General features: G+C 67.8%; 15 protein-coding genes. 11 read left to right on the top strand and 4 right to left on the bottom strand.

Going from position 1 to position 13409, the window contains the following annotated elements:
* Positions 1–38 precede the first annotated feature (38 nt).
* Positions 39–674: a class I SAM-dependent methyltransferase gene (locus AC4ELH_RS13775; RefSeq protein WP_498884930.1), complete on the bottom strand. Its 636-nt coding sequence runs from the start codon at positions 672–674 to the stop codon at positions 39–41.
* Between the two features lie 61 nt (positions 675–735).
* Here AC4ELH_RS13775 and AC4ELH_RS13780 point away from each other — a divergent pair, with 61 nt between their 5' ends.
* The 5 genes from AC4ELH_RS13780 to AC4ELH_RS13800 all read left to right on the top strand — a co-directional run bounded on the left by AC4ELH_RS13780 (position 736) and on the right by AC4ELH_RS13800 (position 5244).
* The gene (locus AC4ELH_RS13780) at positions 736–1278 is read left to right on the top strand and encodes a hypothetical protein (protein ID WP_498884931.1); all 543 of its coding nucleotides are present in this window, start codon (positions 736–738) and stop codon (positions 1276–1278) included.
* 96 nt (positions 1279–1374) lie between these two features.
* Positions 1375–2775 carry a PepSY-associated TM helix domain-containing protein gene (locus AC4ELH_RS13785; protein ID WP_498884933.1) on the top strand — a complete coding sequence of 467 codons (1401 nt, stop codon included), beginning with the start codon at positions 1375–1377 and terminating at the stop codon, positions 2773–2775.
* Positions 2768–3274, top strand: a complete 507-nt coding sequence (locus tag AC4ELH_RS13790; protein WP_064887458.1) for a copper chaperone PCu(A)C — start codon at positions 2768–2770, stop codon at positions 3272–3274. The genes AC4ELH_RS13785 and AC4ELH_RS13790 overlap by 8 nt, the downstream gene beginning before the upstream one ends.
* Positions 3267–4487: a Dyp-type peroxidase gene (locus tag AC4ELH_RS13795; protein ID WP_498884935.1), complete on the top strand. Its 1221-nt coding sequence runs from the start codon at positions 3267–3269 to the stop codon at positions 4485–4487. Before AC4ELH_RS13790 ends, AC4ELH_RS13795 begins: the two co-directional genes overlap by 8 nt.
* Before the next feature lie 88 nt (positions 4488–4575).
* Complete coding sequence (locus AC4ELH_RS13800) at positions 4576–5244, top strand: GNAT family N-acetyltransferase (RefSeq protein WP_064958559.1); 669 nt, start codon at positions 4576–4578, stop codon at positions 5242–5244.
* 20 nt (positions 5245–5264) lie between these two features.
* On the opposite strand, the gene AC4ELH_RS13805 is transcribed toward AC4ELH_RS13800, so the two are convergent.
* A complete protein-coding gene (locus AC4ELH_RS13805) occupies positions 5265–5864 on the bottom strand; it encodes a TetR/AcrR family transcriptional regulator (protein ID WP_498884938.1) in 600 nt (199 codons plus the stop codon).
* 112 nt (positions 5865–5976) lie between these two features.
* On the opposite strand from AC4ELH_RS13805, the gene AC4ELH_RS13810 reads away from it, so the two are divergent.
* Genes AC4ELH_RS13810 through AC4ELH_RS13835 form a run of 6 tightly spaced genes read left to right on the top strand, consistent with a single transcriptional unit; the run spans position 5977 to position 12118 of the window.
* Positions 5977–6969 carry an NAD-dependent epimerase/dehydratase family protein gene (locus tag AC4ELH_RS13810; protein ID WP_498884939.1) on the top strand — a complete coding sequence of 331 codons (993 nt, stop codon included), beginning with the start codon at positions 5977–5979 and terminating at the stop codon, positions 6967–6969.
* A gap of 5 nt (positions 6970–6974) precedes the next feature.
* Positions 6975–9194 (top strand): acyl-CoA dehydrogenase family protein, encoded by a 2220-nt coding sequence (locus AC4ELH_RS13815; protein WP_498885050.1) that lies wholly within the window; start codon positions 6975–6977, stop codon positions 9192–9194.
* A gap of 9 nt (positions 9195–9203) precedes the next feature.
* Positions 9204–10424: a thiolase family protein gene (locus AC4ELH_RS13820; protein WP_064958556.1), complete on the top strand. Its 1221-nt coding sequence runs from the start codon at positions 9204–9206 to the stop codon at positions 10422–10424.
* 5 nt (positions 10425–10429) lie between these two features.
* Entirely contained in the window at positions 10430–10852 is a 423-nt protein-coding gene (locus tag AC4ELH_RS13825) for a Zn-ribbon domain-containing OB-fold protein (RefSeq protein WP_498884942.1), read from the top strand.
* A 44-nt stretch (positions 10853–10896) separates the two neighbouring features.
* Positions 10897–11175: a hypothetical protein gene (locus tag AC4ELH_RS13830; protein ID WP_082449148.1), complete on the top strand. Its 279-nt coding sequence runs from the start codon at positions 10897–10899 to the stop codon at positions 11173–11175.
* 52 nt (positions 11176–11227) lie between these two features.
* Entirely contained in the window at positions 11228–12118 is an 891-nt protein-coding gene (locus AC4ELH_RS13835; RefSeq protein WP_064958589.1) for an SDR family NAD(P)-dependent oxidoreductase, read from the top strand.
* Here AC4ELH_RS13835 and AC4ELH_RS13840 read toward each other — a convergent pair.
* Together AC4ELH_RS13840 and AC4ELH_RS13845 are read right to left on the bottom strand one after the other, a co-directional pair.
* On the bottom strand, positions 12115–12783 hold the full coding sequence (locus tag AC4ELH_RS13840) for an enoyl-CoA hydratase-related protein (RefSeq protein WP_064887443.1): 669 nt from the start codon (positions 12781–12783) through the stop codon (positions 12115–12117). The genes AC4ELH_RS13835 and AC4ELH_RS13840 overlap by 4 nt on opposite strands.
* Positions 12767–13396 carry a TetR/AcrR family transcriptional regulator gene (locus AC4ELH_RS13845; protein WP_498884944.1) on the bottom strand — a complete coding sequence of 210 codons (630 nt, stop codon included), beginning with the start codon at positions 13394–13396 and terminating at the stop codon, positions 12767–12769. The genes AC4ELH_RS13840 and AC4ELH_RS13845 overlap by 17 nt, the downstream gene beginning before the upstream one ends.
* Positions 13397–13409 lie beyond the last annotated feature (13 nt).

Raw genomic sequence — 13409 nt, forward strand, 5'->3', positions numbered from 1 at the left:
ATCTAAAAGTTATTACTTATATAAGTCAAGGGTGATAATCAAGAGGTGTGCGCGATGACCATGGCCTGCGCTGTGGGCTCATCGAGCTGCGCCTGACGCGCCCGCTTGGTGGTCGCGTACACGATGAACCCCGTGGCCTCCAGGGCAGCGCACACCGCGGCCGTGTCGTGACGCAGGAACGTCAGCTCCACGTCCCGGCCGAAGGCGTGGTCATAGACCGCGGGCTCGCCGTCGGTCTGGAAGCCGAGCAACACCCAGCCGGGATCGCTCAGGACCCGGCGGTACTCGGTGAACAGTTCCGGCAGCGCCGCGGCGGGGGTGTGGATGATCGAGTACCAGGCGCACACCGCATCGAAGGTTCCCGGCACGTATGGGAGGTCGAACATGTCGGCGGTCCGAAACCGCACCTCCGGCCACTGCTGCTCGGCAAGAGACACCATCGCAGCCGAGCCGTCGATTCCATCGGTCTGCAATCCGCACCCGGCGAGCTCGGCGGCGGCCTCACCGGGCCCACAGCCCACATCGAGGGCGGTTCGCCCGCCGGCCCGCGCCACCAGGTCGGCGAAGGACCGCAGAACCGCACGGTCGAAGGGCCGGGATTCGAATTCGCCGGCAAAGGTCCGGGCGTACTCGGGGGCGATCAACTCGTACTGGTCGTATGCCGGGCTACCCACAGGGTCACCCTAGGGCGCCATGGCAGATGCCCTGCTCAGACTGCACGGTAGGGTTCCGCAGGTGAGCACGTCTGTCGAGCATGCCGCGCGCCTGCGCGGTGGTCTTGTCGGCGCGTGCTCCGCACTGACCGCGACGGTCGCCCATACTGCGGCCGGGGGCATGGCTCCGGCGAGCAGTCCGTTGATCGTGCTGTTGTTGCTGTGTGCGGCACTCGGTGCCGCAGTCGGTGGCGTGAACCCGCAGACGCGCCGGGCCAAGAGCGGCCTGCTCATTGCCGGCCTGGGCGCCGGGCAGTTGCTCGGTCACTTCGCTTTGGCAACGGCCGGCGGGCACCATCACGCGGCATCGTTGCTCAGCGCCCCCATGGTCGGTCTGCACGCCGCTGCCGCGGTGGGTCTGGGCCTGGTCATCGGTCTGGCCGAGTACCTCTACGTGGTCTGCGCCTCGGTGCTGTCCTGGCTGCGGATCTTCGCTGCCGCCAGGATCCGGCCGTCGGTTCGTGCGCTCTGGTGGCCTTCGAATGTGGTTGTGGCGCGGCCTGTTCTGCTGCACACCGGGCTGGGGATGCGGGCACCGCCGGCGGCGCCCGCCATGGGCAGCTAACGCCCACTCCTTGAGCTGAGCCCGTCGGTGACGGGCTGTTCCGCGTTGTGCCCCGTGCGCACCTCTCCACGGGTTCTCCTGAGCGAAAGCGTCACCATGACCATCACCCCTGACGATCAACTACGCGAGGAATCACCTCCGCCCGTCAAACGCCATTCGATCCGCCCCCTTCTGGTGCGGTTGCACTTCTACGCCGGCGTATTCGTCGGACCGTTCATCCTGATCGCGGCTGTCACCGGCCTGCTTTATGCGCTGATCCCGCAGATCGACACATTCGTCAACCGGCACGAGCTGACGGTCGCGCAGGTGGGGACCGAGCGCCTGCCACTGGCGGACCAACTCGCCGCGGCCCGCCATGCCCATCCCGAGGGTACGGTGGACAGCATCCGCCCGCCGGCCGCGCCTGACGAGACCACCCAGATCAGCCTGCTGGTGGGCCCGGAGTTCAAGGACGTTCCGCCGGACTACTCCCGCACGGTGTTCGTCGACCCGTACACCGGCGAGGTGCGCGGGGCGCTGACCACCTACGGGCAATGGATGCCGGTGCGGGCCTGGTTCGACGAGCTGCACCGCAACCTGCATCTGGGGGCAGTCGGCCGCAACTACAGCGAGCTGGCGGCCAGCTGGATGTGGGTGATCGTGCTGGCCGGGTTGGCGCTGTGGATCATGCGGCGTCGGGAGAACCGCGCGATGCGCGACCTGGTCCTGCCCGACCGGACGACCTCGGGGCGACGACGCACGCTGTCCTGGCACGGCGCGGTCGGCGTGTGGATAGTGGCGGTGCTGCTGGCGCTGTCGATTTCGGGTATCACCTGGTCCCGGTACGGCGGCGAGACGGTCAACGGCATCCAGGCGCAGCTGAACACCACGGCACCTGCCGTGGACACCGCGCTCTCCGGAGCCCCGGCCGCCCAACCGGCACATCACGGCCACCACGGCGGCAGGTCCGAGTTGGGCGGCGCGGACACCGTGCTGCGCACCGCCGAACAGGCCGGGCTGCGTGGTCCGATGTGGATGTACCCGCCGGCCGAAGCCGGTCAGGCCTGGAAAGTGGCCGAGCGCAAACGTGATTGGCCCACGCGCGCCGACGCGATCGCGGTCGACCCCGATACCGGCAAGGTCACTGATCGGGTCAACCTGTCACAGTGGCCCCTGCTGGCCAAGCTCACCGACTGGACGATCGACGCCCACATGGGCCTGTTGTTCGGGGTTGCCAACCAGATCGTGTTGGCGCTCACCATGGTCGGCCTGATCTCGGTCATCGTGCGCGGTTATCGGATGTGGTGGCAGCGCCGGCCTACCCGGGGTTCGGCCTGGGCGGTGGGTCGCGCACCGCTGCGCGGCACGCTGCGCCAATTGCCGCCCTGGGCCGGCGTGGCGGTGGTTGCCGTCGCCGTCGGCATCGGGTGGGCCCTGCCGTTGTTCGGGCTGAGCCTGCTGGCTTTCCTGTTGGTCGATGTCGCCGTGGCGTGGTGGAAAGGAAGATCAAATGTCTAGGGTTGCAGCTGTTCTGACGGCGACCGCGTTGACCTTGGCGGTCGGGTTGGCGGCCTGCACCGAGAGCCATCACGAGGAGAAGATGGCCGAGACGGTTCAGGTGAGTGAGCAGTGGGCCAGTGCGGCAGACGGTGGAATGACCGCGGTCTTCGGCAGGCTCACGAACACCGGGCACCACGACGCCCGCATCGTCTCGGCGACCTCGCCCGCAGCGGGCACGGTGGAATTACACGAGGTCGTCGGCGACGACAGCGGTTCGAAAACCATGCGGCCCAAGGAAGGCGGGCTCGCCATCGGGGCCGGGGCCACGCACGAGTTGGCGCCGGGCGGGGACCACCTGATGCTGATGGACCTGAAGGCCCCGCTGCAACCCGGTGCGGACGTCCCGGTCTCGCTGGTGTTCGAGGACGGCTCGTCGCTTCCGGTCACGGCCCAGGTGCGTGATTTCGCCGGGGGTGACGAGAACTATCAGCCGCCGTCACCTCACGGACATGGCTGATCGGTCGCGTCTGTCGGTCAACCGGCGCCGACTCCTCGCCGGAGGCGCCGCCGCCCTGGCCGGCGGTGCGGTGCTGAACCAATCCGGTGCAGCCCATTCCGCCACCGTGCGCAACGGTTTCGGAGTCGACGTCGAACCGTTCTACGGACCGCATCAAGGGGGGATCGCCACCGCGCCGCAGTCACACGGGCTGTTCGTGGCGTTCGATCTGAGCGACGGCGGAAGGCCTCCCGCAGGGCGCACCGAGCGGGAGACCGTCGCCGCGATCCTGCGGTTGTGGACGACGGATGCGGCCCGGTTGACGCAGGGCGCGCCCGCATTGGCCGACACCGAGCCCGAACTCGCCACCCGCCCAGCCAGATTAACCATCACGGTCGGCCTGGGGGTCGGGCTGCTCGACCGGATCGGCGCGACCGGTGCCCGGCCACCGTCGGCGCGTGAGTTGCCGTTGTTCGACGTGGACCGGCTCGAACAGCGGTGGTCCGGGGGCGACCTGCTGTTGCAGATCTGTGCCGACGATCCGGTGACGGTGGCCCATGCCAACCGGGTACTGACCAAGAACGTCCGGTCGATGGCGGCGCCGCGGTGGCGGCAGGCCGGATTCCGCAATGCCCGCGGGGCCGACGCCGGCGGCACCACCATGCGCAACCTGATGGGGCAGGTCGACGGCACCGCGAATCTGGCGGCCGCCGACTTCGACGATCTGGTCTGGATGTCGGGACCGGCACACCCGGGACTGGTCGGCGGCACGTTGTTGGTCATCCGACGCATCGCGATGCACCTGGACACCTGGGATGAGCTGGACCGCCGGAGCAAGGAGTTCACCGTCGGGCGCACCCTGGATTCAGGTGCTCCCCTGACCGGCAGCCGCGAGCATGACGAGCCAGATTTCGCGTTGACACATAACGGGATTCCGGTCATCCCGCAGAACTCGCACGTCGCGCTGGCCCACCATCGGGGCACCCGCGAGCGGTTCCTGCGCAGGCCCTACAACTACGACGATCCGGCAGAACCCGGCCAGACGTCGAACAGCGGGTTGATCTTCGCGACTTTCCAACGCGACATCGACGAGCAGTTCTTGCCGGTGCAACGGCGTCTTGCGCAGTTCGATGCGCTGAACCAGTGGACCACCGCAATCGGCTCGGCGGTGTTCGTGGTGCCCGGTGGAGTGCGGACACCCGACGATTACCTGGGGCAGGAGTTGGTCGGCTGAGTTCAGGCCACCTGGTGCGAGAAATGGACCGACTCTGAGCTGACGATTGCACTCCACAGAGCACAGACCGCTGATCTACGCTCGCGGTATGACCGATCACGACAAAGCCGCGGCGCGGCGCGAAATTGCCGACGCTCTGCTCAACGCCCTGAACCGGCGCCACGAGGTGCTCGACGTGATCGTGGATGCCGACGATCGGGCTGCCGCCGTCGAGGCGGTTGCCCAGCTTCTCGGCACCTCACACCTGGCGTCGGAGGCGGTGGTGGGGCTGTCGTTCGCGCAGATCACGAAGGATTCGCGGCGGGGGATCGCCGCCGAACTCGACGACTTGAACAGCCAGCTCAGCTTCACGGTGTCCGAGCGTCCGGCGGCCTCGGGTGAATCGCTGGAGTTGCGGGCGTTCGCCGCCGACACCGACCGCGACATCTTCGTCGCCCGGACCACTGACGTGGGTGCTTCCGGCGACGGATCGGGTGCCCCGGCGGCCGATGTCGACGACGAGATCCGCGCGGCGCTGCGCCGGGTGGACGCCGAAGAGGCCGTCTGGTTCGTGGCGTTGGAGGGCAACGAGAAGGTCGGCATGGTGTTCGGTGAGCTGACGCACGGAGAAGTCAACGTCCGGATCTGGATCCATCCGGACTTCCGCAAGCGCGGCTACGGTACCGCCGCCCTGCGCAAGTGCCGCTCGGAGATGGCGACGTACTTTCCTGCTGTGCCGATGGTGGTGCGGGCCCCGGGGGCCGCACCCCGGGCCTGACCCGTCTGACCCGTCTGAGGTCAGGCGGAAGGCGGGCGGAGCAGGCTCGCGACGATGGTGTGGGCCATGGTTTCGGCGCGCTGTCGCGAGTAGCTCTGTCCTTCGGAAAGCACCGGATAGACCACCCCGCCGAGCAGCGCATCGGCGGCCGCTGACGCCAGGTCGGGATCGATCTGCTCGGCGAGCAGCCGGGTGCGCACCGAGTCGAGTAGTGGACGGCTGAAACCTGCCCGCAGCCGCGCAGCGGTGTCCTCGTGTTCCAGTGAGGCGGCGGTCAGGATGCGCAGCATGGCGTTGCCGCGTTCCGTGGTCAGGGCGGACGCGAGCGTGCGGGCCCAGGAGACCAGGTCCGCGGTGACGTCGTCGGTGCGCGGCATGGTGGCCAGGATCTTGTCGGCGTCTTCCAGGAGCACGTCGGCGACCAGCGCGGGCCGGCTCGGCCACCAGCGGTAGATGGTCTGCTTGCCGACCCCGGCTCGGGCGGCGACGGCCTCGATGCTCAGCCCGTCAAAACCCCGCTCCAGCAGAAGTGCTCGGGTGGCCTCGATGATGGCGACCCGCGACTTCTCGCTCCGTCGTCGCGGAGCCGTCGCTTCCTCGGTGGTAGGGGTTCTCGGCATGTCCTCGTTGGTCCTTTGCAGGGATCTTTACACGGAAAGCTACCCACCGTAGTCTCCCACAAGACGAGACGTAGCGTCTCGTGAATTCGGAGAGCAACGAACGCAAGGGCGCATGGCAACAAAGAAACTGGTCATCGGGGCCAGCGGTTTCCTCGGGTCGCATGTCGCCAGGCGACTCGTCGAGCGCGGCGAGGATGTTCGGGTGCTCATCCGCAGCACCAGCTCCACCCGCGGGATCGACGACCTCGACGTGGAGCGGGTCTACGGGGACATCTTCGACCCTGAGTCGGTGCGTTCCGCGATGGACGACTGCGACGTCGTGTACTACTGCGTCGTCGACGCCAGGGCCTGGCTCAGCGACCCGGCCCCGCTGTGGCGAACCAACATCGAAGGGCTGCAAGAGGTTCTGGACGTCGCGGTCGAGGCTGGTCTACGGAAGTTCGTCTTCACCAGCTCGATCGCCACCATCGGCATCGCCGAATCCGGGCTTGCCACCGAGGATCTGCCGAACAACTGGCTCGACGTGGGCGGCGACTACGTGCACACCAGGGTGCTCGCCGAACAGATGGTGCTGCGCTATGCCCGCGAGCACGGTCTGCCCGCGGTCGCGATGTGTGTGTCCAACACCTACGGACCTGGCGACTGGTTGCCGACGCCCCACGGGGGTCTGGTCGCCGCCGCGGTACGGGGCAAGATGCCGTTCTACGTCAAGGGCGCGGCAGCCGAGACCGTCGGCATCGCGGACGCCGCCGAGGCACTGGTCCTGGCCGGCGAACGGGGCCGCGTCGGCGAGCGTTACATCGTGTCCGAACGCTTCATGACCGCTCAGGAGATCTACCAGACCGCCTGCGCGGCGGTCGATGTCGAGCCGCCCCGGCGTGGGATTCCGGTCCGTGTGCTGGCCGCCGCAGGCGCGGCGGTCGATCCCCTGGCCCGGCTGCGCAAGAAGGAGAACCAGCTCAGCCCGCTGACCGTGCGGCTCATGCACGTGATGTCGCCGATGGATCACGGCAAGGCGGTCCGCGAACTCGGCTGGCAGCCGAGGCCGACGACGGAGTCCATCGTCGAAGGCGCCCGATTCTTCGCCGCCAGGAGGCGCGCATGACCCACGTGTCCATCGCTCTGACCCCGGAGCAACAGCAGCTCCGTCAGGCCGTCGAGCAGTTCGCGGCCCGGCACGCGCCGATCGATGTCACCCGGGCCGAGTTGGACGATCTGGCAGCGGGCCGACCACCAGCCTGGTGGGACATATTTGTGGACAACGGCTTCCATGCTGTTCATCTACCGGAATCGGTCGGCGGTCAGGGCGGCGGACTGGAGGACATGGCCTGCGTACTGGAGGCTGCGGGCTCGGCGCTGCTGCCGGGGCCGCTGCTCACCACCGCGATCGCCGGGGCTGCGGTGGCTGCCCTGGACGGCGCGGCCGCATCAACCCTCCTCAAAGAGATCGCCGCGGGCGCCCGCGCGGTCGTGCTGTCCGGTGAGCACTGTGCCTTCGCGGCCCGGCGTGACGGTGACGGCTGGCGCCTGACCGGGTCGTCCGGGCCGGCCCTGGGGATCTGCTCGGCACAGCGTGTCGTGGTGCCCTTCACCGACGAGACGGACGGCCTGACCTGGGCAGTGCTGAATCCGGCTGAGGCGCAGGTCGAATCGCGTCGGGGCACCGATCTGACCACCGATCTGGGCATCCTGCATCTGCACGATCTGGCGGTGCCTGCCGGTGCGGTCCTGCCCGGGCTCGACGCCGGCCGGCTCAGCGATCTGACCGTCGCCTTCACCGCGGCGACAGCAGCCGGCATCACCCAGTGGTGTGTGGACACCGTGACCGAGCATCTGCGCACGCGAGAACAGTTCGGCAAGCCGATCGGGACGTTCCAGGCGCTGCAACACAAGGCGGCGATGCTGCTCGTGAACGGTGCGCTGGCGACAGCCGCGGCCTGGGATACGGTGCGTGCCCTCAACGGGTCCGCGGACACCGACCAGCACCGGCTGACCGCCTGCTCGGCCGCGGTGAGAGCGGTCATGCCGGTTCCCGGCCTCGTCCTTGAGGCACTCACCATGCTCGGGGCGATCGGCTTCACCTGGGAACACGACCTGCATCTGTACTGGCGGCGAGCCACCAGTCTGGCCGCCTCGATCGGTCCGGTGTCGCGCTGGACCCGCGAACTCGGCGAGCTGTCGGCCACCGTCACCCGCGACCTGACGGTGAAACTCGGCGACTCCGATGCCGACTTCCGGGCGCGCGTCGCCGAGATCCTGGACCGCGCACTGTCGTTGTCCGACAAGGGCTTCGGATTACAGGACGATCGCGGTGAGTCCCCCGTCGGCGACCGGCGCAACCTGCTGGCCGACGCCGGACTGATCACACCGCACTGGCCCGCGCCGTGGGGATGCGATGCCAGCGTGCGCCAGCAGCTCATCGTGGACGAGGAGTTCGGCAAGCGCACCGGCCTGGCGCGACCCTCGATCGGTATCGCCGAATGGATCCTGCCGAGCGTCATCGCGGCCGGATCTGCCGAACTGCAGGAGCGTTTCGTGCCCGCGACGCTGCGGGGCGACCTGTCCTGGTGCCAGCTGTTCAGTGAGCCGGGTGCCGGCTCCGACCTGGCCGCCCTGAGCACCCGGGCCGTGCGGGTCGAGGGCGGCTGGCGCATCAACGGGCACAAGATCTGGACGTCGCTCGCACATCGGGCCGACTACGGTGCGCTGCTGGCCCGCACCGACCCCGACGCCCCCAAGCACCGCGGCATCGGCTACTTCATCCTCGACATGCGTTCACCCGGAGTCGAATTCAAGCAGATCACCCAGTCCAGCGGGCGCGCCGAGTTCAACGAGGTGTTCCTGACCGACGTGTTCGTGCCCGACGAGATGCTGCTCGGGGACCCGGTTTCGGGCTGGCAGTTGGCGATCAGCACCATGGCCCACGAACGGGTGGCGATCAGCGGCTACGTCCACATCGACCGGATGGGCGCACTGCGTGAACTCGTCGCGGTCAGCCCCGATCCCGACCCTGTCCTGCACGCCATCGGCGAGATCGACGCCTACACCAACGCGCTCAAGGCACTGGGGGTCCGCGAGACGTTGCGCCTGCTCGACGGGCAGCCCCCCGGTCCGGCGTCGAGCATCGCCAAGGTGGCCACCAACGTGATGCTGCGCCGTGCGGCCGAACTCACCCTCGGCCTCACCGGACCGCTTGCCCTGGAACAGGACAGCCAACCGGCCGTGGTGGCGCCTTACCTGGACCTTCCCGCCGAGTTGATCGGCGGCGGCACCACCGAGATCCAGCTCAACATCATCGCCCAGCTGATCCTGGGACTACCCCGTAAGTGAGGAGTGAGTATGAGACCGCGTAGGGGATTACAGGGCGACGCCGCGATCGTCGGCTACGTCGAGTTGCCGCCCGAACGTCTGTCGAAGGCCGCACCGGCTCCGTTCACCCTCGAACAATGGGCACTGCTGGCAGCAGCGGCACTGGAGGATGCCGGTCTGTCCGCCGAGGAGGTCGACGGCATCGTCACCTCTCATCTGGGCGAGTCGGAGATCTTCGTACCGTCCACCGTGGCCGAATACCTCGGCGTACGAGCGAACTTCGCAGAGTTGCTGGATCTCGGCGGGGCGAGCGCCGCAGGAATGGTGTGGCGGGCGGCCGCCGCAATCGAACTCGGCCTGTGCGACGTGGTGCTGTGTGCCCTGCCTGCGCGTTACATCACACCGTCCTCCGAGCTGAAGCCCAAGACGCTGACCGATGCGGTGTTCTTCGGATCGTCCAGCAACCAATTCGGCTCGCCGCAGGCCGAATTCGAGATTCCCTACGGCAACCTCGGTCAGAATGGGCCATACGGGCAGGTGGCCCAACGTTATTCCCACGAGTACGGCTACGACGAGCGGGCGATGGCCAAGATCGTGGTGGACCAACGGGTCAATGCCAACCACACCGACGGTGCCATCTGGAAAGACACCCCGCTGAGCATCGAGGATGTGCTGGCCAGCCCGGTGATCGCCGATCCGCTGCACATGCTGGAGATCGTGATGCCGTGCCTCGGTGGGGCCGCGGTCGTCGTGGCCAGCGCCGAGGTGGCGGCTCGTTCCCGCAACCGGCCGGTGTGGATCAAGGGTTTTGGTGAACACGTGCCCTTCAAGACCCCTACCTACGCCGAGAATCTGTTGGACACGCCGATGCGCAAGGCTGCCGATACCGCGTTCGGGATGACCGAGCTGACGCGCGACCAGATGGACATGGTGTCGATCTACGACTGCTACACGATCACCGTGCTGCTCAGCCTGGAGGACGCCGGATTCTGCGAGAAGGGCAAGGGCATGTCCTTCGTGTCCGATCACGACCTGACCTTCCGCGGTGATTTCCCGCTCAACACCGCAGGCGGCCAACTCGGTTTCGGGCAAGCAGGATTGGCTGGCGGCATGCACCACGTGTGTGATGCCACCCGCCAGATCATGGGCCGTGCCGGCGCGGCCCAGGTCAGCGATTGCAATCGCGCGTTCGTGTCCGGTAACGGCGGCATCCTGTCCGAGCAAACCACTCTGATCCTGGAAGGCGACTGAAACCGATGACCGGATTCACCCGGCCGATGCCGGTGAAAACCCCTACCAGCGCGCCCTTCTGGGATGCGCTCGCGCAGCACCGCATCGTCATCCAGTACTCGCCGTCGACGCAGGCCTATGTGTTCTACCCCCGCGTGCTGGCGCCCCGCACCCTCGCCGGTGACCTGGAGTGGCGGGAGATCTCGGGGATGGGCACGTTGTATTCGTTCACCGTGGCCCGCCGTCCGGTGGGCCCGCACTTCGCCGATGCCGTTCCGCAAATTCTGGGTATCGTGGAATGGGATGAGGGTCCGCGGTTCTCGACAGAACTCGTTGACGCCGCACCCGAGGAAATCTGTGTCGGTATGCGGGTCAAGCCCGTTTTCTGCGACTACCCGGACGCCTTTGCTGGGACCGGTGTGACAATGCTGCGCTACACGCGGGCTTGATCACATCACTTGGCAGGAGGCTCACAGGAGTGGAGTATGGAGTCATGCTAACCATACGAAAACTCATGGGGTCAGTGTTCGTAGCGGGAGCCGCGGTGGCGATTGCAGCAGGACCGACCGCCGCACTTATGACTGACGCGCCCGCGACGACGATCAGTGCTCAACCCAGCGGCGGCGGTGACGCCGGCGGTGGCGGTGGCTGCGACAGCGGCCCCGGCTGGAACGGTTGCGGTGGTTGGAACCCGGCCCAGGGTGGCTGGGGCCACGGCTGCTTGAACGGCATCTGCGGTGGCTGGGACGGCCAGCGCGGTTGGGGCAACTGACACCCCGAGGTGACCATCCCGGCCTGAGCCTGCCGGGATGGATCACCCTGCCATGACCACACATTGGACGCCGAGTCGTCTCGGCGACCTCACCGGCACCCGCATCATCGTGACCGGCGCGACCAATGGGGTGGGCCTCGGTACGACCAGGGCGCTGGCGCGCGCAGGCGCGCACGTGGTCCTCGCAGTCCGTAACACTGCGCTGGGCGCCGAACGCGCGGCGGAGATCGGCGGGTCCACCGAGGTGATCGAACTCGACCTCGCCGATCTGTCCTCGGTGCAAGCCTTTCCGGGGCGCCTCGAAGGTGACGTCGACATCCTGATCAACAACGCCGGGGCACTGAGCCAGCACCGCACGGACACGGTCGACGGTTTCGAGACGACCATCGGCACCAACCTGCTCGGACCGTTCGCGTTGACCAATCTGTTGTTCGGCAGGGTCCGGAGGCAGATCGTCAACGTCGGCTCCGAAGCGCACAAGTCCGCGACGCTGCACCTCGATGACATGCACCTGCGCCACCACAAGTGGACGGTGATGGGTGCCTACGGCCGGTCGAAGCTGGCCGTCATGTTGTGGGGCCTCGAACTCGACCGCCGCTTGCGTACGGCGAATTCGCCGGTGGTCACCCAACTCACGCATCCCGGCTGGGTCGCGTCCAATCTGCCGAACGTCTCCGACAAACCGTTGATGAGCGCGGTACAGCGCGGCGTCAAGGCGGTGGCCGATGTGTTGGCCAACGACATCGACGCGGGGGCGGCGCCCACGCTGTACTGCCTGAGCGAACCGATCCCGCCCGGAAGCTATGTCGGGGTGGACGGCCGTTTCGGGCTCCGTGGCGGTCCTGTACTGATCGGACGTTCCGCGGTGGCGTGCGACTACGAAATCGCCGCCCGCGTCGTCGAATTCGCCGAACGTGAGACCGGCACGGCCATCCCGGTCTAGCCGGCCTGCCCGGCCCGGGTCAGGGCCTGGACCGCCGGGCCGAACATGCCCTGCTTGATCGCACCCAGGGTGCCGGAGTCCTTGGCGCCCAACGGCCGCAGCAGTTCGGTGGCCGTGATGGTCACCGAACCCTCGGTGGCCGTGGCGTCGACCAGGCCGTACGCCTTGGCATCGACGCCGCCGAACCGCCGGCCCGTGGTCATCGACGCGACCGCGGCCTGCGGGCTCAGCTTGGCCTGGATCAGTGCGGCCATGCCCGGTGTGAACGGAATCCGGATGTCCACCTCGGGGAAGCAGAAGAAACCGCGGTCGTCGCGCATCACGCGAAAGTCGTGGGCGATGGCGAGCATCGCGCCCGCCCCGAAGGCGTGTCCGACCACGGCCGCGACCGTCGGAATGGGCAGGGTCAGCATGCGGGCCAACAGGCCCTGTACCCGGCCGACATACCAATCGCCCTGATCACTGTGGGCGCCAAGCCAATCCAGATCGAGACCGTTGGAATAGAACTTGCTGTCCGCGGTCGTCACCAGGCCGTGTGCGCCCCTGGCGAGGACCGCGTCGAGTTGCGCATCGACTTCGTCGAGGAATTCCGGGGAAAACCGGTTCTCGTCGTCGCCGAGGTCGAGGATGGCGATCTCGCCGTCGTAATCAAGATTTGTGGCCATGGGATTCCTTCCTTCTGGGGTTGGGGGCGGGTCCTACCGCCAGCACGGCCGCCACGGCGGCACTGAGGTGGTGGCGGGAAGTCTGGTCGTCGAGTCGGTTGCGGTGCAACAGGATCGCGGTCGGTAGGTCGACGATGCAGGTCGTCACGGTGTCCACCGCGGCCCGGTCGCGCCGGTCCCACGTGGCCATCGAGAGTTCGATCATCAAGTCCACCAGCTGTCTTTCGAGCTCGCGTATCTGTTCGACCAGCTCGGCGGGGAGATCATGGCCGAGCACCTGGTCGCGACCGACCTGCAGCAGCAATCGCGCGGAGGCTCGGTGTCGTTCGGCGAATATCACCGGCGCGTAGGCGGCCGCGGCGATCGCGTCGGCGCCGCGGTGCGCCGCGGTGACCAGCTCACGCTGCAGGGCCAGGAACCGACGCCCGGCCCGGAGCCAGACCTGGCCGAGCAGTCCGGCCCGGGACCCGAACGAGTGATACAGCGCGCCGTTGGAAACGCCGACGGCCTCGCTGATCGCGCGGATGGTCACCGAGGCGGGTCCCGAGTGCACGGCCAGGGCTTCGGCGGCGTCGAGCACCGAATCCGGATCGTAGACGCGAGGGCGGGGCACTCGGTCACGATAA

It is taken from the genome of Mycobacterium shunyiense (assembly GCF_058270075.1).